Here is a 24,570-nt window from a genome sequence, read left to right as displayed (position 1 = left end):
CCACTTGAGCTGCTGTAAGAATCCTTTAAACCCTGATTAATACCAAATCTGGATAATATACTCAATACAAAATCAGAATGTCAAATGCCCAAAAAAGCTTATTTAGCTGACCATCTGAGTAATGGTGAACTGAAAAAAAGATACAGAGCAAGTCTTGACCCTGTAGAAGCAAGAAGATGGCATTTATTATGGAAAATTTCTCTAGGGTGGACAATAAAAAATGCAGCAGTCCCTGTAGTTATTAACTATCAGTATGCTTTTAAAATTATTAAAAAATATAATGAATTGGGAGAATAAGCAGTCCAAATTTTTAAGAAAAAAAATGAATCTTTTAAAACTATAGATGAAATTGAAGAACGTTTAGTAACTCGTTGTCAGCTCCTTCTCCTACGGAGACGCTCCGCGAACAAACCATGACCTCAGAGATTAAAAATTTAACTAATTATCATTGGTTAACTTATGACTAACTTTTATAAGCTTTTATAAACCGGATTTGGTATCAGTTATGAACTTGAAAATCACCCGATAAGTTGTTTGTAAATATTAGTCATTTGCCTGATATCAAGTTTCCTATTCCCTTAAGTATCAATTATTATCTGAAGTATTGTTTATTTGAACATTCCTGTGACTAGTACCATTGTGACTAGTACCATTGTGACTAGTACCATTGTGACTAGTACCATTGTGACTACTACCATAGGATTGTCTGGCCATCCACTGAGTCAATTCCTGAGATAGCTGAGTTAGGGACTCAATTAACTGGTGTGAAACGTCTACAGGAAAATTACCAGAACGGACGTGCAAATCTAGCTTAGGAAAGGGAATATCAACATGGTAATGACGCAGTATTTCTTCAATCAGAAAGTAAAGCTCACTCTTGATTTGGAACTGCTTGGGAGGGTCTTCAATCCAAACCAACAACTCAAACTTGAGGGCATTTTCCCCAAATCCAGTAAAAAATACATTAGGGGCAGGTTGATCTAAGATTTCTGGATGTCCCTTTGCTGCCTCAATCAGAGCACTACGAACTTTAATTGGATCTGAGCCATAGGCGACCCCTACCGGTAATTTTAATCGGGATACTGGATTATTGTGAGTCCAGTTGACCACTTCAGCTTCCAGAAAGCGAGAATTGGGGATAATGATTGAGACTTGATCCAAAGTCAGGATTTCTGTACTCCGAATACCGATATTTTCTACTGTTCCCATCAGTTCCCCAACATTTACAAAGTCCCCGACTTGAATCGGACGCTCAAAAATGAGTACCAAACCGCTGACACATTCCTTAGCAATTCCCTGGATTCCCAAGCCAATCCCCACACCCAAGACTCCAGCAAATACAGCTAGAGAACTAATGTCGAGTCCCCACAACTGCAACAGCACAATAGAACCGATCAAGAGTATGGCATAATGGGCGATCAGGGCAATAGTCTCCTGGGCAGGGCGGCTGAGATTGGTGAGGCGAAGAATCCGCGATCGCAACACTTTTTTTACTACCTTGGCTAGGAGTATCAGAGCCGCAAATAACCCAATCAATGTTAATAACCCTAAGACAGAATAGGGTTTATCTCCCACCCAAATGATTTCCCAAGTCAAGCTTTGAACAAATGTGTCGTTAACTTGGCGGCTTAACTGCCGAGTTTGGGGAAATAGCTTACTAGTATAAATCAGGGTAAATACTAGGATAGTGATCCGGAACAGGAGTATGAGAGTCCCGCCTGCAATTTCAGCACTTAAGGCGGGTTGGTGACGGTGTCGATGGGTTGACTTAGTTACCTTTTTGTGAAACAGCCATTTAATCCGGTGATGCCACAGCCAGCCTACTCCCCAACTAGAGATGAGTGCCCATAACCCACATCCAACGGATAGGAATACCGCTTGTACGAGATATTCCTGGGTACGTTCGATAAACGCCCGTTTGATGGCATTCTGTAGCAGTCTTTGCCACAATCGGGCTTGTTCCTTGGGACTTCTTCCGTTTAGAGTATCATTGGAGGTTACCGATAGCAAGTGGCTACCATTGACCTTAATCACTGGTAACTTTTCAGTCCCAGCAATTTCTACGTTTACGGTCGGTTGTGCTGTCTTGATGATATACTTAAGGGTATCACTGACGTAATCAGCCCGTTGTTGACCAGTTAATGACCCAGCCGGTGCTACCTCAAACAGGGGACGCCCATCGAAGAAAATAGTTACCCGATTCAGATTGTCCTGAGCCACAATTGGCGCAGCTGCAATCAGGCAAGCGATCGCGATCGCTCCAATTACTACCAAGATCACTTGCGTCAGCCAATATCGGCAGCGAAAGAAGGAATTCATCAGCTACCAAAAATATTGCAGTTGAGAGCCAGGAGGCTTTAGCCCCGTCTAATTTGAAGCCAAAGAAAGGGGAGCCTAGTGTTAACTGTACTTTAGTGTTAACTTTCTAGCCTCTGTAACATTACTTAAGACAGTTAATTGGTAATTGGTAATTAGTAATTGGTTGACTATTTTCTTAAGCATTCAGCCGTCAGCCGTCAGCCGTCAGCCGTCAGCCGTCAGCTTATTTTATTCAAAAGCACCTCAAGTAGCGTGGCCATAGGCCAATGGCTGAAAGCTGATAGCTGAAAGCTGATAGCTGAAAGCTGATAGCTGAAAGCTGATTGCTGAAAGCTGATTGCTGAAAGCTGATCTCTCAATGTATAGTGACCATACTATCCGTTGAAAGAAAGAGCATTTGAGGCATCTGACTCAGAAGCTGCCGAGATAGTAGCAGCATTTTGTTCCGCCTCCAGTTTCGGCTTCAAGTACAAATTTTCTAGTACCAGAGCTGCACCAGCTACCCAAGGCGGAACAATCAAAGCACCAAGAATCCCCAAAACCTTTGCACCACCTAGCACTGCCAACAACTGATATAAGGGGTGAACTCTCACAGAAGACCCCACCAGTAGGGGGTCAAGAATATAGGTTTCCAGATTCTGAATAATCACAAATAGTAGCAATACCCAGGAGAAAGTCCATCCCCCTTGAGCAATTGCCACAATCAATGCTGGAATTGCTCCTAAAACCGGACCAAAAAAGGGAATCAAATTGGTGACCCCAGCAATCACACCCAAACCCAAGGCAAACTCTGACAGTCCCAAAAATTTTAAACCAACAGTAATCGCCATGCCTAAAATTCCTGAAACCACCACTCGCCCCTGGATGTAACCCCCCATCCGTTGGCTGACTGGCTTGACCTGGGCTGCCAATTTTTCATCCCAGGGTTTGGGAAACAAACTTACCCCCCCTTTAATTAATTGTTCAGAGCCAGCTAACATATAACCAGACAGCAGTGTTGCCAGAATTACGGTAAATACTCCACCAAAAAGACTCCTTGTCAATCCATAGGACTGCACTAGCAACTTCTGAGAGGAACTAATCACCCAAGATGTAACCGTCCCAGCATCAAACATTTTACTCAGAGCCAGTTCAGTCATCCCTAGGCGAATCGCTAAAGCATCTAACAAAGAGGTTAAAACCTCCAAATACGCTGGCAGTTTTCGAAATAAACGCTGAATTTGCTGAGCTACTGTTGGTCCAATCACTAAGCCGATCCCTGTCAAACCAGCGATTAAGCCTAAATAAACCAGAATAACCGCTAGCCAGCGGGGAATCCTTAACTTTTCAGCACTATCAATAATTGGTGCTAGAGTAGATGCGAGCACTACTGCAATCATCAGTACTACTAGCAAAGCTCTCAGTTGCCACAGCAGGACGATTGTCAAGCCAGTAGCAACAATCAGCAGTAAATTAGCTAAGGAGATTTTAAGGCGTAGCATAGACTTCCATTTGCATGTTGAGCTTGATGGGGGCAGCCCCGCGCTCTACCTGAAAGGTGAGCGTCTTGAAGTTACCCTATTATTAGGCGCGCGTCTCTGGGAAGGATAGCTTGGGCATTGGAGCTAAGCGGAATTGTCAATCAAAGTCTACCGGATCAGGGAAACGAGCTATCAAACTTCCTTTGTAGTTCAGATTGGGTCATCCCCCGTCGTGAGGCCTCTTGTTATAATTGCATTTTCTCAAAATCTGGAATCCTAATTGTTAGTTTTTTGTTTTTCATTCTGACTGCTCAAGTGACTAGACGTATGATATTCTTGTAATAAGTAGAAAAGTGCGGCCAGAAACATCTGGCATTTGGCGGTGGGGCATCCCGTCATTAGTAAAGCTTGCCGAGTAACCGAACCGTTGGGTGGTGTTGGCACCGTTGGGTGGTGTTGGCAATAAGCCCGCACTTTACCGTTAGGTCAGTGTCGGGATTATGTCACTGCCTGCAAATAGTCTACAGAGAAAAGAGCTGAATTAGTTGAAGCTTGGAGGTACGGTCTTCAACCTACCCTTTTGAATTAAGAATGTAGAATGCAGAATGTAGAATTGCCAATTCTACATTCTGCATTCTTAATTCTGCATTCTGACAGACACCCTATCCTACACCGAAGCCTAAGGGCGAACAACCTTGGCCTTGGCCTTTGGGCCACGCTACGCGAATGGCCACGCTACGCGAACAACGATTATCAATCTAACTCCTCTTCTCCCACATCATGAAGGGCTGGAGGAGCATCACCGGGTGTTCGCAACATTTCCACCATCTCCTGAATTTCTGCTGGAGGTGGGGGTGTCAGGCGAGAAACCACTACAGTCACGATGAAATTAAGCATCATCCCTACGGTACCAATCCCCTCAGGGGAAATACCGAAAAACCAGGGTGTCATACTATAGAACTTCACCCCAATGATGTAAACGGTGGTAAAAATTAACCCTACCACCATGCCAGCAATTGCCCCTTCTCGGTTGGTTCGCTTATCAAATACCCCTAACAGAATCACTGGGAAAAAGCTGGCAGCGGCTAAACCAAAGGCAAAGGCTACTACTTGGGCTACAAATCCAGGGGGATTGATACCAAAGTAACCGGCAATGGCAATGGCAGCAATTACCATAATTCGACCTACCATCAATCGTTGGGACTCTGACGCCCTAGGATTAACGATGCGGTAGTAGACATCGTGGGCAATTGAGCTAGAAATCACTAGCAGTAATCCTGATGCAGTGGATAGAGCTGCGGCTAGTCCTCCTGCTGCTACTAGGGCAATCACCCAAGGAGCAAGTTTGGCTACCTCTGGTGTGGAGAGTACAATGATATCTCGGTCAATCTTAATTTCATTGGTATCTTTGTCCGGTTTCAGCTCAATCTTGCCATTGCCGTTTTTATCGTCAAACGCCAATAAACCAGTATTTTCCCATTTGGTTGCCCAGTCGAGCTGACGCACTTCCTCAATGGTATGGTTATGGAGGCTATCAATCAGGTTATAGCGGGCAAAGGCAGCAACGGCGGGAGCTGTGGTGTAGAGTATGGCAATGAATAATAGCGCCCAGCCAGCGGAATAACGAGCAGCTCTAGCATTGCGTACGGTGTAAAAGCGTACAATCACATGGGGAAGTCCAGCAGTACCAACCATCAAGGCGATGGTGATAAATAAGACATCCAGCATGGACTTGTTGGCAAAGGGTTGAGTGTATTCCTGGAAACCTAGATCTACCTGAATTTGATTGAGTTTCGGGATAATGTCACTGAAGGTGAATCCTAGCTGGGGAATCGGGTTGTCGGTCAGGAGAGTTGCGATCGCAATCGCTGGAATCAGGTAAGCCACAATCAACACGCCATACTGGGCCACTTGAGTCCAGGTAATTCCTTTCATCCCCCCCAGCACGGCAAAAAATGCCACAATTACCATGCCAATCACTACACCCTGACCGATATCCACTTGCAGAAAGCGGCTAAATACAATACCTACCCCTCGCATCTGTCCTGCGACATAGGTTAAGGATACAAAAATCGCAGCAATTACTGCTACCAACCGAGCAACATTGGAGTAATAGCGGTCTCCTACAAAGTCCGGTACTGTGTATTTTCCAAACTTCCGCAGGTAAGGGGCTAACAATAGCGCTAGTAGGACATATCCTCCTGTCCAGCCCATCAGGTAAATTGAGCCATCATATCCTAAGAAAGAGATTAGCCCTGCCATAGAAATAAAGGAAGCAGCAGACATCCAATCCGCCGCTGTAGCAGCACCATTAGCAACAGCGGGAACACCCTGATCTGCTACAAAAAAGCCTTTACTATCGCGCACCCGAGAGCGCCAACCAATGTAAAGGTAGAGAATAAAGGAAATAATGACCAATACACTGGTCCAAGCTTCAACTGTCATAGATATTTACTTGTCTGAATAATGCTATAGCGCTGCGCGCAGGGAATCGGGAATCGGGAATCGGGAATCGGGAATCGGGAAAAAATCCTATGTACATCATTACTATGAGAAACCCCATATAGGGATTGTTAGTAATTAAAAAACGGTATTTTTTTATTTTAAAATACTATAGAATTACCCTATTAAAATTCCTAAATTGTCAGTTATACTTGCTAAGTATAAACAACTATAATTGATAGTATACCTTAGTTAAGCAAAGCCATTTATTTTACAATTTAGTTGCCAATAGTAAACATTACTTTTTGTATTTACGGTCAATTTTATCCATCTGTATAGCGTAGATAAAAATTAAAACGACAAAGGTAAAAATACTACCTTGTTGTGCCATCCAGAAGCCTAGGGGAATATTCCCTACACTGACATTGTTTAGTAATGTTACGAGCAGAATGCTACATACAACCGATACGAATGCCCAAACAATTAAGAGATTCCGAATTAATGCGATGTTGGCACGCCAGTATGCCTGACGCTTGTTTTGGTTCATAGTTTTATTAGTAATAGACTAAATTTACTATTTACGCTTGACTAGCTTCTGGATATAGAGCAACCACCGATAATTGCCTTAACCAGGCGTATCGGTATTTCAAAATGTGCTAATATATACAGAAAATTAGCCGAAGCTTAGGGATAGGTTACACCAAAGGTGAACAAAAACCGTCTTTTTGGGGTTTTCTTAATAAAATTAAACAATTCTGGGGATTTAATCCTGTCTTTAGGGGATGGGATTGGGCGATGCGCATCAGCATAAGCTGATCACATCTATGCAATTTGCTGCTGCCCCAGACCGCTTCTCGGGTTGTTTAAAGGAATATTAAATGAATTGTGAATATTATTTCGTCAAGAAATGTAAAGCTTAGAGCAAGATTATGTGAAGTTTCGATAAAATAAATCGTAAGTTGATCAGTAAACGCGATCGCTAAAATTAAACCTTCCCATCTCCCCATCTCCCCATCTCCCCATCTCCCCACCCTCCCTGTAATTATGGGTATTCAACCTGACTTGATATAAGAGTATCCCTATTGATGGGTGCTACCATCAGGCATAATAGTATTGCTTAAGTTCGCCCCCTTGAGGTTGGCACGGTAAACTTTGTCGGGATAACCCCAATCAGTAAGCTCTAAGGTATAGTCTAGTTGTGCTCCCTTGAGGCTGGCGTAGGAGAGGTTGGCATCGGAGAGGTCAATTCCCCTTAAGTCAGCCCGTTCAAGATTCGCTCCCATCAAGTTAGCCCCCCTGAGATTGGCACTTATTAAATAGTGATCGATGGGCAATGAAGCACTTATCTCCAGATAAGCCAGATTTGCTTCTTGGAGATTCGCTTTCTCTAGGTTAACTCCACTAAGATTAATCCCGACTAGATTGGCTTTTGATAAATTAGCTTCCCTGAGGTTAGCTCTTTCGAGTTTAATTGTTTTGGCGGAAAGATGTGATAAGTTGGCTTCTTGGAGATTAGCTTGTTCTAAGTTAGCTTGTGTGAGGTTGCTCCAAAGAAGGTCAGCTTTTTTCAGATTAGCTCTACGGAGATTAGCCCCACTGAGGTTAGCTTTTTCCAGGTTAGCGTTTTCTAGGTTAGCCCCTTCTAAGTTGACCCCTACCAAATTCGCTTTTTCTAGATTAGCTCCCGCTAAGTTAGCCCCTTCTAAATTAGCCTTTTCCAGATTCGCTCCTTTTAAATCCTCTCTGGCAAGTTCTAGCCCTGCTAAATTACAGTTTTGACACTTTTTTGTTTCCCGTAACTGTTCGAGAGGATTGTCTTGATTGATAATCAGCCAAGTAATTCCCAAAAGGGCAAGCAATCCCAAGGAAATTCCCCAGATAAACGATTGTCTAAGTTTCATTGGACTAATGGCAGAATCCGTAGCAAGTTAACAAACCAGGTTATCTGTTATCTCCCCGGTTTGTGTCTCTTATATAGTAGCTTTTGACCAAAGTATCATTATATATTTCAGTTTTTTTGTGTCGGAATTTAAGATGTTGTTCTAGCGTCCCAAATAAAGGAACGCCTTTTCCCAAAAGAATTGGAACGCGAGTAATAATCATTTCATCAACAAGGTCTTCTTGAAGAAAACTTTGTATGACTCTACCTCCATCTATGTAAAGATTTGTATATCCCTTTTGATTCAACTGATTAATTATTTTTTTTATATCTCCACGAACAATTTCTGCTTTACCAAAATTTTGTTCTGGAAGTTTCGTTAAACTATTGCTTAATAAAAAAACGGGTTTATGATAAACCCATTCACCAAAACTTAAAACTTTATCAAAGGTTTTTCTTCCTATCACTATGGCATCTATGCTTTTCATAAACTCAGCATATCCATAATCACTTTGTTCGGGGTTAGGTATTTCTTCTAGCCAATCTAATCCGCCATCAATTGTAGCGATAAATCCATCTAAGCTTGTTGCTATATAAACATAATTTGTCATTGGATTTTATCCGTAATTGTCAAAACTAATGCTGATAACTATAACTATTGCAGGTTCTAACCAGATACGGCAAAAGTAGCTCCCGGATTTATCACAAAGATAGTTTTAGGAGCTGTAGCCCAAATCCCGTCAAATCCAAACATAGTAAGGGTTTAAACAGTGTGTTGTTTTTTTATCTTCATTTTGATCACGGTCAAGCCCAGATTTAATAAAGCTTTCAGCGTTTGCGATCGCTAAATTTGTGATAAATGCGGGGTCTTAAGTACATTTTATGCTAAATTTCCAGTTAAGAAACTCAGAAAGCTTACTGTACAGGTAAAATTAGGCTATTCAACTCACAAAATTTTCTGAATACGGCCTCTGACCACTGTTCCGGTGATCCGCTGTTCCCTGTTCCGGTGATCCGCTGTTCCCTGTTCCGGTGATCCGCTGTTCCCTGTGAAATACTGTTTATTTAGCATAACAAGTACGGAAGAGCCTGTAATACATGGCAGACTATAAGCAAGCACTGGTTAAAGACGGTAAGAATCCACAAGGTCTAATTGTCTTTCCAGCTTTCATTACCCAGAAGGAAATGGATGCCCTTAAGGACTTTAGAGTGGGGGATCGGGATACCTTTGTTGTCGCCTATCCTAAATCTGGTACAACATGGATGGAGCAGATTGTTCACTTGCTTGCTAACAATGGAGAGCAAGGGGACAAAGTATTGAGTGAAGCAGTGCCTTGGTTAGAAGGTGCAGCAACTCGTTATGGAGGTTTAGAGAATCTGATTAAAACTCCTGGCGATCGCCGTTACTTTCACACTCATTTACCCTTTTCTTTGATGCCAATGTTTGGCGAAACTAAAGCAAAGTATATTTATGTTGCTCGCAATCCTAAGGATAATGCTGTTTCTTATTATTATCATGCATTGAGCAAAATGGGATACGAGGGGAGTTGGAGCGAATTTATTACGCTATATCGTGAAGGCAAGGTTGCCTATGGCTCAATATTTGATCATGTATTTGACTGGTGGAAAGCGAGCCAACATTCAGATAATGTCATGTTTGTCAAGTACGAAGACATGAAAAAGGATTTAGCTCAAGTCGTTACTGATGTTGCTAGCTTTATCGATATTCCTTTAACCTCAGATTTACTAGATACTGTGGTTGCCGCCAGTGACTTTTCGGCAATGGCAATCAATCCCAAAGCTAATCTGGATTGGGTGCCTCAGCGAGAAGGTATTCCCAAACATATGCGCAAAGGAATTGTCGGAGATTGGAAAAACCACTTTTCTTCAGAAGAGACTAGTATTTTTGATGCTCTATATCAATCCAGAATGGTACAATTTGGTCTGGAATTTGACTTTGAGTTAACCTATAAGAATTTAGAATTTAGAATTTAGAATTTAGAATTTAGAATTTAGAATTTAGAATTTAGAATTTAGAATTTAGAATTTAGAATTTAGAATTTAGAATTTAGAATTTAGAATTTAGAATTTAGAATTTAGAATTTAGAATTTAGAATTTAGAATTTAGAATTTAGAATTTAGAATCTCATATTTTAAAATATGGTGTAGGGTGCGTTAGGGACGGGATCTCCTTGATTTTCCCCCTCTTAACATCGGTTGAGAGAGCCCGGCCCGTTCCACACCACGGGGAAGATGCCCGTTCCACACCACGGGGAAGATGCCCGTTCCACACCACGGGGAAGATGCCTGTTCCACATACAGAACCAGAATGTAAAGTACTCTCAAATCGACCAAGGATAACACGGCCAATAATTGAGAAGGAATTGGGCTTATTGAGAATCAATAGGTTGATTAGAGATTTTTGATACTATTGTTTACTTTTTAACTGTAATTTTTGAGACAAATTTAGATGGATTTACCATGATATACTAAGCTTTTTAGTGCTCATGTCACCCCCTCAGAGTCTCACTACAAAGTTGAAGATATGCCAAGAACGAAAATACCATTCCATATATCTCCAAAAGAGCAACAAAAAATAGCAATTATTGGCGCGGGTGCTATGGGTATATCAATAGCATCTATTCTCGCTAGATTAGAACTGGCTGAAGTGACCATTTTTGAAGCAGAATCAAAACCCTTTAATAGTAAAAGTGCTTCGACTAACAACACAGGTGTTTTGCATCACTTTATTTATGGAGGACACAGAAATACCTTAGAAATGTTGTTTAAGCAAACTGTTTTATTTAGAAAGCTAATGCCCGACTATATTTTTGGGGATAGTCAGATAAATTACTTGGTTCCAAATGAGCCAAATAATACGGCAATAAATCGAGAAGGAGTAACATTCAAAGAAGTAGCTATTTTTCTGAGAGATGTTTATAAAAAATATTTAATAAAACACCCATATGATAATTTTTTTGGCAAACCAGAAGAAATAGCAGAAATAATAGATGAAGAGAGTATCAAGTATTTTTTACCTAGTCTAGGTTTATCGACAAATCAAGAAAAAAATTGGGTTGATAAAAGCACAAAAAGAACTTTTTATGGAGCAGTTAAAGTTAAACAGCCTGTGTTAAATATGGGGGAATATTGTACTCATATGATTAACTTAATTGGCTTGTTAATCAATAATAATTTCTTGAGTTTTAAAGGTAATACTAGAGTCAAAAGTATTTGGATAAATGACCATGAATTTGAGTTAGAAATAAAAAACAGTAACCAACTTTATTTTGATACCGTAATCAATGCTGGTTATGGTGGAGGCTTAGAAATTCCTAGTCCATCCCTTCAAGGTGAAATACAGAAAGAGGGGAATATAGCTAAGCTTAAAGTATATGGATTATATAAGATTTCTGAAGGGCTTAAATCACAAATACCAGGACTGGCAGAAAGTTTTTCAAGTACTATACTGATCCGAGGTCAATACGGAGGAATTATTAAAGTTGGTTATGATTTTATTGCCATGTTTTATAGCCCAGAATATAACCAAGCAGAATTACACTTTCCTATAGATACAAATTCTAATCAGTTTTATGAACAATGGCATAAGAATTTGCCCCAGATAATGGGAAGGAGTGAAAAAGAGATGATGAAAGCCATCAAAGATGGTATTTCTAGGTGGATTCCTTGGGCTAAAGAACTTGAAGATGTAAAGCTTAAGAAAGCCGTTCAAGTTTATCCAGGTCGCCAACCTGCTAATGATTTAGAGGCGGCTAAACGAGATGATGAGCCGGTTCGCTATAGGTATAAACATCAAAATGGGGGGAGGTATATCCACATTACTGGGTCAAAATTGACATCAATTCCCTATAATGCTTTTAAGATTGTCCGAGAAATATTATCAACATATATAGCCAAAGGGATTTTAACCCAAGAGCAAGTTAATCAACACATAGCCATAGACGAAAGTCATGAAATAACTATTTCACCGCAAATGGAATACGCACTTGGGAAAGATTTACCTCAAATGGACAGTTCAGAAAGAGAAAAAATTATACAAGAGTGGAATGTCTACTAACAATCTGACTTTTCACGGGATGTGGAAAGTTAGAAAGTAAGTTAGCCAAACGACTTTCAGTTATTGATCTCCCTCGTTTTTAACTAAACCATTTAGTATGGCTAGGGGTCTGATAGTCTAGTTTCCGGTGCCAAACTTGAGACAAAAAACCCTGGGGGGGTGACATGCAAGCTGAAATCCTTACTGGGTAGTAATTTCAGTGTAGAATTTGCTTAAGGTGCCCTTGACCTTGGAGGTGGTCGGAATTTATGGTTTTCTAGCGCTAACAAGTGAGTAATAACCGTAAGTTTGAACTATTAATATTTCTTCAAACCCAGCTTCTTGCAAAAGTTGCTCAAGCTCCGCTGCACTAAATTGCTTACCCTCAGTAACCCAAAATAGGCACAGGGAAAATGAAGTAGCAATTAGGGGACTGTCTTTAGTATCTGCTAGTAGTATTTCATGTAAATAAATTCGACCTCCATTGGGTAAGGCCTCAAAACTTTGCTTGGCTAAGTATAAACATTTTTCCCATCCCCAGTCGTGAAAAATATTACTGAATAAAACGGCATCGTAGCCAGCAGGAAAAGGGTCTTTGAAAAAATCCCCCACACATGTATCTACTCGGTCAGATAATCCAGCTTCTGCTATGTATTTTTTGGCTATCTTGCATATTGTTGGTAATTCTAAAATAGTGCAGTGAATTTGAGGGTAACGCTGAGCTAAGGCAAAACAAAAAGCACCAGAACCCCCTCCTACATCAAGAAGATGTTTTACATTAGAAAAGTCACCTTTACTTGCAGCACCAATCGCAGGAGAAACGGTTTGACTGTGCATATGCCTGGTAAAAGCTTTAGCTTTTTCTTCGTCTACTTCATGGGTTTCCCAAACATCCTTCTTCTTGTAAATGTTAGCCCTATCATTCTGAAAAGCTTCTAGGAGAGAGGAATGGGATAGAGGATTTTCTCGTATGAAATGTAGTATGCCGCCCCAGTAATAAGGACTATGAGGGAGTAAAAAAGTTTGTGATACCTGGGTAAGGTGGAATTTTCCATTGAGCTGCACAAGATAACCTAGTGATGCCATTACTCCCAAAAGCCCTTCGGTAGCACGAGACCCCAAAGACAAGTTTCTTGCTACCTCTTGAGCGGTTGCAGGTGCTTGATCTAATAGAGAGAAAAGCCCTAGTTCGTCAGCGACGGTAAGTGTGGGAAAGTGGAACATTGACAACCATGTATCCCAAAGTAGTTTATCATCACAAGTTAATATTTCTAGTTCCTGATTTTTATCTGAGATTGACATGATATTGTCCTCCCAAAAGTGATGTCCCTGCACAGAGTAGCGATCGCACTAATCAACCAATTTATCGAGCAACTCGGAAAGCTCCAACTGGTCTTTGTTGCGGTTATGATTGTAAATCATTAGACATCTCCAATGTCAGGGTAAACCCATCTAATTTTTTCAATCTTATATATAGTGCTTTGGAAATTCAAGAAACACTATATGTGGAAAAGCCATTGTCAATAAGCACAATAGCGATGCAGCGCGGTCTTGGGGAGCCAGTGCGGTCTTGGGGAGGCAGCGCGGTCTTGGGGAGGCAGCGCGGTCTTGGGGAGGCAGTGCGGTCTTGGGGGTTCCCCCCATGAGCAACTGCCGTGGTTTCCCCCATGAGCGACTGCCGTGGTCTCCCCCATGAGCGACTGCCGTGGTTCCCCCCATGAGCAACTGGCGTGGTTCCCCCCATGAGCAACTGGCGTGGTTTCCCCCATGAGCGACTGCATCAAGACAAGGCCGGTTTATTGAGAAGTATCCCCGCTTACCCAACAAGATGCGTTTACCCTGTTTCCAATGTAAGCATTCAGGTGCTGGGGTTGATAAAAGGGGAAAGATGAGTAGTATTTTGGAACCATGGAAATTAAACCACCAGCCATCCCCAATAGCTTTGAAGCTCTCGAACTCCTCCCCCAAAGCTGTCCGGTATCTCAGGGAAACCACTGGGGAAGTAAGTGTGAGTCAACCCGAAGCTATGTCGTGGCTCAACTGGTAGAAAGTCCCATGGCAATTGTAGTGCATTCACCATTCTGCATTCTACATTCACCATTCTGCACAACCTTCCCTACACCGAGCACCAAGGGCGAACAAGTTGTTAATTTCACAATTCAGCCCGCAGTCTTCACAATTCAGCCGATACCTTCACAATTCAGCTGCCGTCTTCACAATTCAGCCTTAATTGCGATGCCACGTGGTAACACCACCACCCTGGTCAATCAACGTAATCCCTTGAGCTTGCAGTTCATCGCGAATGCGATCGCTTAATTCAAAGTTCTTGGCTTTCCGTGCTTCAGCCCGCTGCTGAATCAGTGCCTCAATTTCCCCATCACTCAATCCATCCGTAGAAACTTCAGTTTCTTCTTCCGGTTGTGCTTCTAATCCTAATACCTGGGCTAATTCCAGGAGACTACGCCATTGCTGCTCTAATTCTGAAGCAGGAGTCTCTGTTTTACCCTGATGTACGAGGATATTGCCTTCCCGGCGTAACCCTTTGGCCACTTCAAACAATACCGCTAACCCTCCAGCAAAGTTGAAGTCGTCATCTACGGCTTCTTGAAACTGTTGCGCTATTGTTTTTTCTACCTGCAAGGAGTTTGAGGCTGTGGCTGTGGGGGATTGGTTATCCCATCCTAATTGTATACCATAGTTATGACCAAAAAGCAAGCCCTCTTTGAGAGTTTGCCAGCCATTGGTAGCAGATGCGATCGCATCATCAGTAAAATCTATTGGTTTACGGTATTGCGCCATTAACACAAATAGCCGCACTGCCATCGGGTCAACGGGACGGTCGAGTAAGTCTCGGATGGTAGTAAAGTTGCCTAGAGACTTAGACATTTTCTCTCCATCCACCTTGACCATGCCATTGTGTAACCAATAACGGGCTAGGCTCTTACCAGTTACGGCTTCCGATTGAGCAATTTCATTTTCGTGGTGGGGGAAAACCAAGTCAGAGCCACCAGTATGAATATCAATCGTTTCCCCTAGCATATCTCGCACCATCGCTGAGCATTCAATATGCCAACCTGGACGTCCAGGTCCCCAAGGGGATTCCCAGGAGGGTTCCTCTGGCTTAGCGCTTTTCCAAACCGCAAAATCAAAGGGGTCTTTCTTCTTATGCTCAATAGAGTCAGCTACATCTACCCGTCCACTGGCTCCTGCTTGCAAATCCTCTAACTTGCGGCCAGACAGTTTGCCATACTCCTCAAACCGACGCACTGAATAGTACACATCCCCATCGGCTTGGTAAGCATAGCCCTTTTGTTCCAACTCATACACCAGTCGCTTGATTCCATCTAAGGTATGAGTCGCGCGAGGGTAAGCATTAGCCTCTTGGACATTCAGCCGTGCCATATCTTCAAAATAGGCATCAATGAAGCGTTCAGACACTGCCTCCATAGAGGTGCCTTCCCTTCGGGCTCGGTTCAGGATTTTATCATCAATATCTGTAAAATTTTGGACATAATTCACATCATAGCCCCGCCATTGTAAGTAGCGACGAGCGGTATCCCAGACAATACAGGTTCTAGCATGACCCAAGTGGCACAAGTCATACACCGTAATGCCGCAGCAGTACATCCGGACTTTACCAGTTTCCAATGACTCAAAGGATTCCTTGCGGCGGGTTAAGGTATTGTAAAGGTGTAGGGTCATGACAAAGAAAAGATAAAATCACCAGCAGTGGGCTATAGATATAGTTATAAAATACGATATCTTGGTATATCTTGATTCTGAACTGTTTTCACAAGTTGCCTTATGCAAACCTTACCGACTGAATCCCCATCTGGTCAAGGGATGGAAGCCCCGAAACAAGGCTTACCCGTTACCATTATTACTGGTTTCCTGGGTAGCGGCAAAACCACCCTCCTTAACCATATCTTAAGTAATCAAGAAGGCGTCAAAACAGCGGTCCTTGTTAATGAGTTTGGTGAAATTGGTATTGATAATGAGCTGATTATCAATACTGATGATAATATGGTCGCCCTGAATAATGGCTGTATCTGCTGCACCATTAATGATGATTTAATTGAAGCAGTTTACAACGTATTGGAGCATCCAGAAAAGCTGGATTATTTAGTGGTGGAAACCACCGGATTAGCTGACCCCTTACCAGTGGCGCTAACCTTTTTGGGCACAGAATTGCGAGATATGACTCGTCTTGATTCTATTGTCACTATGGTAGATTCAGAAAACTTTAGTCTCGATCTATTTAATAGTGAAGCGGCAAGTAGTCAGATTGCTTATGGGGATATTATTATCCTCAACAAAATTGACTTGGTAGATCAAGCCAATGTAGACCACTTGGAAACCCGGATCAGAGATATGAAAACTGATGCCAGGATTTTGAGAACGACTAAAGCCCAAGTACCAATTCCTTTAATTCTCAGTGTTGGTCTCTTTGAGTCCGATAAGTATTTCGACAGCAAAACATCAGATCATGATCATGACCATCATCACCATCATGATCACCATCATCACCATGATCATGATCATCACCACCATGACCATCATGACCATCATGACCATCATGACCATCATGATCATGATCACGCTCATCACCATCACTCCCATCACCTAGAAAATGACGGATTCACTTCCCTTTCTTTCGAGAGTGACAAGCCCCTAGGGCTTCGGAAGTTTCAGGATTTCCTAGACAATAAGTTACCCTCTAATGTGTTCCGCGCTAAGGGAATTCTCTGGTTTGATCAAAGTCCTCACCGTCACATATTCCACCTCAGTGGTAAGCGTTTCTCTATTGAAGATGATGAGTGGAAAGGTGAACCAAAAAATCAATTAGTGCTGATTGGACAAGATTTAGATCATGATACATTACGTGAACAATTAAACCAGTGTATCTCTTCAGAGTCTACCAATACAGGGACGGGGATTTGGTAAGTAATTGTTGAATTAAGAATTAAGAATTAAGAATTAAGAATTAAGAATTGAGAATTAAGAATGCAGAATGCAGAATCCTAAATTCGGCGTTGCTGATTCTGGGTATGATTGAGCCCCCCTAGCCCCCCAATTTTGGGGGTAATTAGCGGATGCTTCGCTTTTTTAAAGATGGGGATTTAGGAGGCTTGACTACAATCAGATGATTGAGCATTCATACTTCAATTCAGCAACCCCCTAAATTCTCAATTCTACATTCTACTTGGTGGTGCGTTACGGCGCGGGCTATCCCAACATTGGCACTCGGTGTTTAAAATTAGGGCGAGCCCGCCCCTAACGCACCCTACTGCCGTGGCAAGCTTAATTTGATGCATTAAAAACAGATGGGGGAGTGTGGGGCGGGGGCGCGGGGGGTGTGGGGCGGGGGCGCGGGAAGATGGGTAGCAAAAATCTATTGCACTATTTTAGCTGTGCCACGCCACTACGCACTAAATTCTCAATTCTCAATTCTTAATTCTCAATTCTTAATTCTCAATTCTCAATTCCTAATTCTCAATTCTCAATTCTCAATTCTTAATTCTTAATTCTCAATTCTTAATTCTCAATTCTCAATTCTTAATTCTACATTCTTAATTCTACATTCTTAATTCTTAATTCTTAATTCTTAATTCTTAATTCTACATTCTTAATTCTTAATTCTACATTCTTAATTCTTAATTCTTAATTCTACATTCTTAATTCTTAATTCTTAATTCTTAATTCTACATTCTTAATTCTCAATTCTTAATTCTTAATTCTACATTCTTAATTCTACATTCTTAATTCTTAATTCTACATTCTTAATTCTTAATTCTCAATTCTTAATTCTACATTCTTAATTCTTAATTCTTAATTCTACATTCTTAATTCTTAATTCTCAATTCTCAATTCTTAATTCTCAATTCTCAATTCCTAATTCTCAATTCTCAATTCTCAATTCTTAATTCTTAATTCTTAATTCTCAATTCTTAATTCTTAATTCTTAATTCTTAATTCTTAATTCTTAATTCTTAATTCTTAATTCTTAATTCTTAATTCTTAATTCTTAATTCTTAATTTTTTATTCCCCTAAAACTCCCAAAAAAAACTTTTCTAAAACCCTTGACAAAATAATTTATAATCATTACAATAATCAATACAAACCCGATGAGTTAGATTTTTTAGTGATGTCCAAAAAATTTTCCCGAAATTTCAACAAACAACCTGCTCAGCACGTCTTAAAAGGTTCTCGTCAAGCCGTAATCTATAGCATGCAGATGCTTTATTCCCTAGGCTATGCGGAGATTGCTGAATGGACTCCTCTGGAGCAAACTGAGGTTCCCGGGGAAGTGATGACTACCATAACCAAGTATTGGCTGTTGCCATAACACCTTAAATTTCTGGGGGGGTTTCCCCCCCTTGGCAAAGTGACCTTTGGCCAATCCAATCTGATCACATCGGGTTAGATTTGGGAAATTAGTGACATCGCGATTTCAACTGACTTATTGTGGAGTTGAAATAGCCGTGGATAGTATTTCTACGGCTATTTTTTTCTTTTCCTTACTTGTTTTACTAAATTAAACACTTTGTAAAAGGGAGCAGGGAGTAGGGAGTAGGGAGTAGGGAAAAGGGAAGAGGGAAAAATCATGTGTAGCTGATAGCAATGATCAACGCTATATAGCAATTCTACGACTTATGAGGTACAAAGCGATCCCCCTAAATCCCCCTTAATAAGGGGGACTTTGAAGTTTATAATTGTACCTCATAACTGCAATAAACGCTATAATTACATCTAGTAACTTAGAATATTTTGAAAAATTAATGACCAATCAATCCAACCAAATAACAGAAGAATCCTTTGATTACGGAGAGATAGACTCAGGATTAAATTTTCAACCTCTGACTGAAGAGGAAATGGTTCAGCAAAGTATATTAGCCCTGGAAGCTTATCGTCGTGAAGGTTCATCAGTAGCCCATAACCGTGTGCGCGAATGGGCAGATAGCTTGACTTTACTAAAATACTATTAGCCTTAAATGATATAGCGTTTATCATAGCAATGAGGTACACAGGATTTTTTCCCTATTCCCAGATCCGCTGTTCCCTCTTCTCTGCTCCCTGCTCCCTGCTCCCTGCTCCCTGCTCCCTGCTCCCTGCTCCCTGCTCCCTAAAACCCAAGAATTTGTACCTCACCCAATTGCAACCGCTGTAAATCATGGACGATTTAAATTACTATTTAGACAAATACGACGCTATCCCCTTAGATACTGATCAATACAAAAATAGTTATATCGGCTGGGCACTAGACCTTTTTATAGACGAAACAAAGGTAATAAATCCTTATTTAGATATTACCTTACGATTAGACTTAACCGATGCGGAAACTAATTATAAGGATAATTTTAAAAATGACTATTCAACCTTTACGTGTTTCTTAATCTGGAAATTACTTAAAGCGCTGAAAAAACATCCTCCTTTTTGGTGGAGATTTATTAACCAGAAATGGTATCAAATTAATAATCCACCATTATTTTGTCCGACAGCAGTGGGAGGCAAAGTTCGATTTGTAGAGATGATCATTAATAATGCCACAAAATTAGGATGGCTTGAATTTTCCCAACTATACAGAAATAGCAAAGACAGTATTTTCGCTAATCCTATATTGCCCAATAATAAGGATAGCTCCTATGCTTACCAACTGGGTCAATTTGTTGGTAATCTTCCTGGCTTGGATTTTCTAAGTTTTGCTATACAGACAGGTCGTGAAAGTACCCAGAGTTTTTTCTACTTTGGAAAGCGAACCTACTACGAAAATCAGCAAAGACTAACGGTGCCTTTAGCTATCAAATTTCACCATGGCAATTTAGATCCATTGCTAATTGAAGTGTTAGTTAGGGATTATCTAGCTGAATTAGCTAAGCCTTAATACAGTAGTTTTCAATGGGCTATATATACTTATTGGATCAGTAGGCAAAACTGCGCTTAATCCCTACTCCCTACTCCCTACTCCCTACTCCCTACTCCCTACTCCCTACTCCCTACTCCCTACTCCCTACTCCCTACTCCCTACTCCCTACTCCCTACTCCCTACTCCCTACTCCCTACTTCCTACAACTCAATAGAATAATAATCCAAACCACCAACTCCTGGACCCTGAGTCCACCGTGAATCAGGTTTCCAAGCACCATTGATTTCTTCCCGACGGCGAGTGTAGACAGTGAGCTGATTATCCTTAATTTTCAGTAGATTATATTGCCAAGGATAACCGGGTATGAGTTCTTTGGTGGGTGCCCCAAAGGTGCCAGCACCAATTTGGTCGAGTTTGCGCCCACTGGGGCTGAGGTCGTAACGGAAAAGGCTGGTTTCGGCTCTGTGGATGTGTCCGTGGAGGAAGAAGCGGAATCCAGCTTGGGCGAGTTGTTCCATGAATCCTTGGTCAGTAATCCTATCGCTTCCAGCACTATGGAGGGCATGGTGCCAAACCGCTAGTTTCAGGCAGTTGCGGTAGTCTGGGTTACGGCGAATGTCGGTCAGGGCATTGCTTAGAGCACCGGAGTGGATGCTAGCACGGTCTCTGAAGTGGTGATCCAGTTGCCAAGCCGAGTTTAGTCCTAGGATCAGCAAGTTTTGCTCTGGGAAATGGTCGATAATAGCTTGGTGGTCATAGTCGAGGGGATAGGGTTCAGTTTTGATGGCTTGATAGAATTCGCTGAAGTGGGCAAACCGTTGTTGGTATTTGGCTTCATCTCGGACTCGAATCACATCTTCACCTTTGATGTAGTAACCCTCTTTGAGTTCACCATGGTACTCTTCGAGATCCAATAACTGATAACCCCGCTTTGCTAGTTTCCAATTGAGGTCATGGTTACCGGGAACTAGAACAATTTGCTTCGGGTCTAGGGTGAAGTCTTGGCGGAGGTTGTGGAGAAATTGTTGTGCAGCCTGGTATTCCTCTGGAGTGGAATAATTCGCGATATCACCGGAGAGGATCAGAGCATCAAGGTGAGGGATTTGAAGGTCTTGGATTAGGTCTTGGGCGAGTTGGTTTGACCAAAGGGTAGCTTGCTCAGGGCTGGTGATGTGGAGGTCCGAGAGGTGGAGGATGTACATGGTTTGAGTCGCTTTGGGAGGATCGGGTTTGGGATTAGGTTTGGGACTATAGATTGGGTTGTAGATTTGGTAGCGCTCTTGAATGGCGTTAAGGGCATTGATGGTTTCCTGAACAGTATGTTTATTATTAGTTGCTGCCAATTCTTCTTTTTTCAGGAGATTAATCAGTTTAGGAATAGTAGCTTCTATCCCGATTTTTCCCAGAGCAGATGCCAAACTAATACGCACATAATAGTCGTGATCATCCAGCAATTTAATTAAAGGCTCTATGGTGGCTTCTGTCCCGATGTTTCCCAGAGCAGATGCCACACTACTACGCACCCAAGAGTCGTCATCATCCAGCAATTTACTTAAGGGGTCTATAGCGGCTTCTGTGCCAATTTTTCCTAGAGCATCTGCCGCTCTACTACGCACCCGAGAGTCGTCATCATCCAGCAATTTAATTAAGGGGTCGATGGTGGCTTCTGTGCCAATTTTTCCTAGAGCATCTGCCGCACTTCTACGCACCCAAGAGTCGTCATCATCCAGCAATTTAATTAAGGGGTCTATAGCGGCTTCTGTGCCGATTTTTCCCAGAGCTTCTGCCGCACTCCTACGCACAGAAGAGTCGTGATCAGCCAGCAATTTAATTAAGGGGTCAATCGCCACTTCTGTCCCGATTTTTCCCAGAGCATATGCCGCACTCCTACGCACATCATAGTGGTTATCATCTAGCAATTTAATTAAGGGGTCTATGGTGGCTTCTGTCCCGATTTATTCCAGAGCATATGCCGCACTTCTACGCACAGAATAGTCGTGATCAGCCAGCAATTTAATTAAGGGGTCGATGGCGGCTTCTGTCCCGATTTTTCCCAGAGCATATGCCGCACTCCTACGCACATCATAGTGGTTATCATCTAGCAATTTAATTAAGGGGTCAATCGCCACTTCTGTCCCGATTTTTCCCAGAGCATATGCCGCACTCCTACGCACATCAGAGTCGTGATCATCTAGCAATTTAATTAACGGGTCGATGGTGGCTTCTGTCCCGATTTTTCCCAAAGCATATGCCGCACTTCTACGCATATCTGAGTTCTCATCATCCAGCCATTTAATTAAGGGGTCTATGGCGGCTTCTGTCCCGATGTTTCCCAAAGCATATGCCGCACTCCTACGCACATCAGAGTCGTGATCATCTAGCAATTTAATTAAGGGGTCGATGGTGGCTTTTGTACCGATTTTTTCCAGAGCTTCTGCCGCACTCCTACGCACCAAATAGCTGTCATTATTCAGCAATTTAATTAACGAATCGATGGTGGCTTCTGTCCCGATTTTCCCCAAATTTTCTGCCGCACTCCTACGCACATTAGAGTCGTTACCATGCAGCATTTTAATTAAGGGGTCAATCCCCACATCTGTCCCGATGTTTCCCAGAGCTTCTGCCGCACTCCTACGCACATCATAGTGGTTATCATCCAGCAATTTAATTAAGGGTTCTATGGCAGCTTCTGTGCCGATGTTTTCCAGAGCTTCTGCCGCACTCCTACGCACATCAGGGTGGTCATCATCCAGCAATTTAATTAAGGGGTCAATCGCCACTTCTGTCCCGATGTTTCCCAGGGCATCTGCCGCACTCCTACGCACATCAGGGTGGTCATGATCCAGCAATTTAATTAACGGGTTAATTGTGGCTTTTGTCACGATTTTTCCCAGGGCATCTGCCGCACTCCTACGCACATCAGGGTGGTCATCATCCAGCAATTTAATTAACGGGTTAATTGTGGCTTCTGTCCCGATTTCTCCCAGAGCTTCTGCCGCACTCCTACGCACATCAGGGTGGTCATGATCCAAGTATTTACTTAGCTCAGGTATGGCTTTTTCTGATGCAGTTATTTCCAACAGCTCAACCTTAAAAAATTTCGGAACCTTTAACCCAGCCACCAACTCAACAGTCTGCTTCTGAAACTCCGGTTTTACTGCTCCTGCTAACCTGGCTCCCAGTTGCCAATCCACTGCTAACCCTAACGTGACAACACGCTGGGCTTGGACTTTATCATCTACCAATTGCAGCATCAGCACCAGAGGTTCTGTCCATTTCAAATAATTGAGATAGTTCTGTTGCAACTCCTGATCGCTGATACTTGGTAATTGCTTCAATAAATATTCTGCTGTATAGTATTCTTGGATCATTTGGTGTCGAAACTCAATCAAATCTCCTGATTGTTGAATCAAGTGATGGTTCAGTAAGTCATCAAGCCAAGTCCTGGCGCAAACATTAGGATTGACAACAGCCTTCTTAAGTAAATAGTTAGTTACAATTTCCTCGGCTTTTGTCTTAGGAATAGCAACGCTTATCTCCTCGGGTTTATCGGGGTTATCCCCTGTTGTCATTACAAACCCTAACTGTTGCAGCAGGTCAGGCCAAAATTTTCTTGATTGATCGGAAACTTTAACATCTTGCTTGATTTGCTTAGAATAAAGCTCGGTAAATGAGCGAAACACTAACCCCAGATTCGACGGTACCTTGCCTAGAGACTTAAACAGATCACATAGCATCATCAATAGTAGGGGGGTTTGGCCAAATTCCCGTAACCGTACCCCCAACTGCTCAAGCATCTGCTCTCCCTGTTGTGGCAAATACTTTCGGACAAACTCCGACATTTGCTCTGCACTCAAGGGTTGCATTTCCAACTTCTTCTGAATCCCCAAGTCACCACCCACCCCTAAATCCCTAGTGGTGAAAATCATGGGAGTAGTCTTCTGGTAATTCTGCCGAAACTGAGTCAAATCCGAGCGTGCTGCGTCTGACGGTAGCTCGTTTACCCCATCGATCAGTAACCAGAATTGTCCTTCAAACAATAGTCTTTCGATCGCGTAGCGTGGCCGTAGGCCAATCTCGGTAGAGTCGAGGAGTACACCATGGCGTTTCAGAAAATTCCGCACTAACTCCAGCACCGATGTCTGGTAGTATCGCAGTTCGACCAGCACCGGAATTTTCCCTGGTATTCCCTCATCCCCCAACAATCGCACTAAGGCAGTGGATTTGCCCGAACCGGGACGTCCCACTAGTAAGACATGGTCAGCAGCATACTTGCGCAATCCTTCTAGCACAGGCAAGCGCTCAATTTCTTCCCGATTTTCGTCTTCTTCCCGATTTTCGTCTCTTTGTGGCTGCTCCGACTTGATGGTTTGCACCATCAGGTTAAAGTTAAACAGCACAGGGGTTGGTTGCTGCTGCTTGGGCTTGCGGCCTTCGACATCAGTGAGGGTATAAACTTGCCACCATTGGGCGTAGGTGTCACGGATTGATGCTAGATAGGGATCCCAATTGATCATCGTAAGGATCTTGTATGAAGTTTGAATTATA

General features: G+C 42.3%; 20 protein-coding genes. 8 read left to right on the top strand and 12 right to left on the bottom strand.

The genetic code is table 11. The features are described from left to right. Positions 1-84 precede the first annotated feature (84 nt). Entirely contained in the window at positions 85-297 is a 213-nt protein-coding gene (locus F6J90_RS22670; protein WP_293098588.1) for a hypothetical protein, read from the top strand. Between the two features lie 288 nt (positions 298-585). Here the strand turns inward: F6J90_RS22670 and F6J90_RS22665 are convergent, their stop codons facing one another. From F6J90_RS22665 to F6J90_RS22640, 6 genes are all read right to left on the bottom strand, one after another. Further along, on the bottom strand, positions 586-2,319 hold the full coding sequence (locus F6J90_RS22665) for a mechanosensitive ion channel domain-containing protein (RefSeq protein WP_293098585.1): 1,734 nt from the start codon (positions 2,317-2,319) through the stop codon (positions 586-588). Between the two features lie 374 nt (positions 2,320-2,693). Beyond that, a complete protein-coding gene (locus tag F6J90_RS22660; protein ID WP_293098582.1) occupies positions 2,694-3,800 on the bottom strand; it encodes an AI-2E family transporter in 1,107 nt (368 codons plus the stop codon). A 732-nt stretch (positions 3,801-4,532) separates the two neighbouring features. Beyond that, positions 4,533-6,224 (bottom strand): sodium:solute symporter family protein, encoded by a 1,692-nt coding sequence (locus tag F6J90_RS22655; RefSeq protein WP_293098579.1) that lies wholly within the window; start codon positions 6,222-6,224, stop codon positions 4,533-4,535. A 295-nt stretch (positions 6,225-6,519) separates the two neighbouring features. Next, the gene (locus F6J90_RS22650; protein ID WP_008185921.1) at positions 6,520-6,768 is read right to left on the bottom strand and encodes a DUF4212 domain-containing protein; all 249 of its coding nucleotides are present in this window, start codon (positions 6,766-6,768) and stop codon (positions 6,520-6,522) included. 532 nt (positions 6,769-7,300) lie between these two features. Next, positions 7,301-8,122, bottom strand: coding sequence for a pentapeptide repeat-containing protein (locus F6J90_RS22645; protein ID WP_293098574.1), 822 nt, complete (start codon positions 8,120-8,122; stop codon positions 7,301-7,303). Positions 8,123-8,162: 40 nt separating this feature from the next. Further along, positions 8,163-8,711 carry a dihydrofolate reductase family protein gene (locus F6J90_RS22640; RefSeq protein ID WP_293098571.1) on the bottom strand — a complete coding sequence of 183 codons (549 nt, stop codon included), beginning with the start codon at positions 8,709-8,711 and terminating at the stop codon, positions 8,163-8,165. A 487-nt stretch (positions 8,712-9,198) separates the two neighbouring features. Between F6J90_RS22640 and F6J90_RS22635 the strand changes: the two genes are divergently transcribed. Further along, positions 9,199-10,095, top strand: coding sequence for a sulfotransferase domain-containing protein (locus F6J90_RS22635; RefSeq protein ID WP_293098568.1), 897 nt, complete (start codon positions 9,199-9,201; stop codon positions 10,093-10,095). Positions 10,096-10,645: 550 nt separating this feature from the next. Further along, positions 10,646-12,178, top strand: a complete 1,533-nt coding sequence (locus F6J90_RS22630; RefSeq protein WP_293098566.1) for an FAD-dependent oxidoreductase — start codon at positions 10,646-10,648, stop codon at positions 12,176-12,178. Between the two features lie 246 nt (positions 12,179-12,424). Here the strand turns inward: F6J90_RS22630 and F6J90_RS22625 are convergent, their stop codons facing one another. From F6J90_RS22625 to cysS, 4 genes are all read right to left on the bottom strand, one after another. Then, entirely contained in the window at positions 12,425-13,459 is a 1,035-nt protein-coding gene (locus tag F6J90_RS22625; protein ID WP_293098563.1) for a methyltransferase, read from the bottom strand. A 187-nt stretch (positions 13,460-13,646) separates the two neighbouring features. Next, positions 13,647-13,901, bottom strand: a complete 255-nt coding sequence (locus F6J90_RS22620) for a hypothetical protein (RefSeq protein ID WP_293098561.1) — start codon at positions 13,899-13,901, stop codon at positions 13,647-13,649. Positions 13,902-14,072: 171 nt separating this feature from the next. Next, a complete protein-coding gene (locus tag F6J90_RS22615; protein ID WP_293098558.1) occupies positions 14,073-14,237 on the bottom strand; it encodes a hypothetical protein in 165 nt (54 codons plus the stop codon). A 146-nt stretch (positions 14,238-14,383) separates the two neighbouring features. Beyond that, entirely contained in the window at positions 14,384-15,859 is a 1,476-nt protein-coding gene (cysS, locus tag F6J90_RS22610) for a cysteine--tRNA ligase (RefSeq protein WP_293098556.1), read from the bottom strand. Between the two features lie 102 nt (positions 15,860-15,961). Here cysS and F6J90_RS22605 point away from each other — a divergent pair, with 102 nt between their 5' ends. The 5 genes from F6J90_RS22605 (at position 15,962) to F6J90_RS22585 (ending at position 20,040) form a co-directional block, all read left to right on the top strand. Then, on the top strand, positions 15,962-17,101 hold the full coding sequence (locus F6J90_RS22605) for a GTP-binding protein (protein ID WP_293098553.1): 1,140 nt from the start codon (positions 15,962-15,964) through the stop codon (positions 17,099-17,101). 1,202 nt (positions 17,102-18,303) lie between these two features. Next, positions 18,304-18,504 (top strand): hypothetical protein, encoded by a 201-nt coding sequence (locus F6J90_RS22600; protein WP_293098550.1) that lies wholly within the window; start codon positions 18,304-18,306, stop codon positions 18,502-18,504. A 433-nt stretch (positions 18,505-18,937) separates the two neighbouring features. After that, positions 18,938-19,144 carry a hypothetical protein gene (locus tag F6J90_RS22595; RefSeq protein ID WP_293098548.1) on the top strand — a complete coding sequence of 69 codons (207 nt, stop codon included), beginning with the start codon at positions 18,938-18,940 and terminating at the stop codon, positions 19,142-19,144. 29 nt (positions 19,145-19,173) lie between these two features. Beyond that, positions 19,174-19,326 carry a hypothetical protein gene (locus F6J90_RS22590; RefSeq protein ID WP_293098545.1) on the top strand — a complete coding sequence of 51 codons (153 nt, stop codon included), beginning with the start codon at positions 19,174-19,176 and terminating at the stop codon, positions 19,324-19,326. A gap of 3 nt (positions 19,327-19,329) precedes the next feature. Next, positions 19,330-20,040: a hypothetical protein gene (locus F6J90_RS22585; RefSeq protein ID WP_293098542.1), complete on the top strand. Its 711-nt coding sequence runs from the start codon at positions 19,330-19,332 to the stop codon at positions 20,038-20,040. Between the two features lie 182 nt (positions 20,041-20,222). Here F6J90_RS22585 and F6J90_RS22580 read toward each other — a convergent pair whose 3' ends face one another. Further along, positions 20,223-21,947 carry a HEAT repeat domain-containing protein gene (locus F6J90_RS22580; protein ID WP_293100695.1) on the bottom strand — a complete coding sequence of 575 codons (1,725 nt, stop codon included), beginning with the start codon at positions 21,945-21,947 and terminating at the stop codon, positions 20,223-20,225. Positions 21,948-21,977: 30 nt separating this feature from the next. Next, entirely contained in the window at positions 21,978-24,539 is a 2,562-nt protein-coding gene (locus F6J90_RS22575; RefSeq protein WP_293098539.1) for a HEAT repeat domain-containing protein, read from the bottom strand. Positions 24,540-24,570: the final 31 nt, after the last annotated feature.

It is taken from the genome of Moorena sp. SIOASIH, assembly GCF_010671925.1.
Lineage (GTDB): Bacteria > Cyanobacteriota > Cyanobacteriia > Cyanobacteriales > Coleofasciculaceae > Moorena.
Note: the sequence above shows the minus strand (reverse complement) of the source record. Positions and strands in the feature narration are given on the sequence as shown.

Coding starts and splice junctions, on each gene's coding strand:
- F6J90_RS22670 (WP_293098588.1), top strand. CDS start 85: ATGCCCAAAAAAGCTTATTTAGCTGACCATCTGAGTAATGGTGAACTG.
- F6J90_RS22665 (WP_293098585.1), bottom strand. CDS start 2,319: ATGAATTCCTTCTTTCGCTGCCGATATTGGCTGACGCAAGTGATCTTG.
- F6J90_RS22660 (WP_293098582.1), bottom strand. CDS start 3,800: ATGCTACGCCTTAAAATCTCCTTAGCTAATTTACTGCTGATTGTTGCT.
- F6J90_RS22655 (WP_293098579.1), bottom strand. CDS start 6,224: ATGACAGTTGAAGCTTGGACCAGTGTATTGGTCATTATTTCCTTTATT.
- F6J90_RS22650 (WP_008185921.1), bottom strand. CDS start 6,768: ATGAACCAAAACAAGCGTCAGGCATACTGGCGTGCCAACATCGCATTA.
- F6J90_RS22645 (WP_293098574.1), bottom strand. CDS start 8,122: ATGAAACTTAGACAATCGTTTATCTGGGGAATTTCCTTGGGATTGCTT.
- F6J90_RS22640 (WP_293098571.1), bottom strand. CDS start 8,711: ATGACAAATTATGTTTATATAGCAACAAGCTTAGATGGATTTATCGCT.
- F6J90_RS22635 (WP_293098568.1), top strand. CDS start 9,199: ATGGCAGACTATAAGCAAGCACTGGTTAAAGACGGTAAGAATCCACAA.
- F6J90_RS22630 (WP_293098566.1), top strand. CDS start 10,646: ATGCCAAGAACGAAAATACCATTCCATATATCTCCAAAAGAGCAACAA.
- F6J90_RS22625 (WP_293098563.1), bottom strand. CDS start 13,459: ATGTCAATCTCAGATAAAAATCAGGAACTAGAAATATTAACTTGTGAT.
- F6J90_RS22620 (WP_293098561.1), bottom strand. CDS start 13,901: ATGGGGGGAACCACGCCAGTTGCTCATGGGGGGAACCACGGCAGTCGC.
- F6J90_RS22615 (WP_293098558.1), bottom strand. CDS start 14,237: ATGGTGAATGCACTACAATTGCCATGGGACTTTCTACCAGTTGAGCCA.
- cysS (WP_293098556.1), bottom strand. CDS start 15,859: ATGACCCTACACCTTTACAATACCTTAACCCGCCGCAAGGAATCCTTT.
- F6J90_RS22605 (WP_293098553.1), top strand. CDS start 15,962: ATGCAAACCTTACCGACTGAATCCCCATCTGGTCAAGGGATGGAAGCC.
- F6J90_RS22600 (WP_293098550.1), top strand. CDS start 18,304: ATGTCCAAAAAATTTTCCCGAAATTTCAACAAACAACCTGCTCAGCAC.
- F6J90_RS22595 (WP_293098548.1), top strand. CDS start 18,938: ATGACCAATCAATCCAACCAAATAACAGAAGAATCCTTTGATTACGGA.
- F6J90_RS22590 (WP_293098545.1), top strand. CDS start 19,174: ATGAGGTACACAGGATTTTTTCCCTATTCCCAGATCCGCTGTTCCCTC.
- F6J90_RS22585 (WP_293098542.1), top strand. CDS start 19,330: ATGGACGATTTAAATTACTATTTAGACAAATACGACGCTATCCCCTTA.
- F6J90_RS22575 (WP_293098539.1), bottom strand. CDS start 24,539: ATGATCAATTGGGATCCCTATCTAGCATCAATCCGTGACACCTACGCC.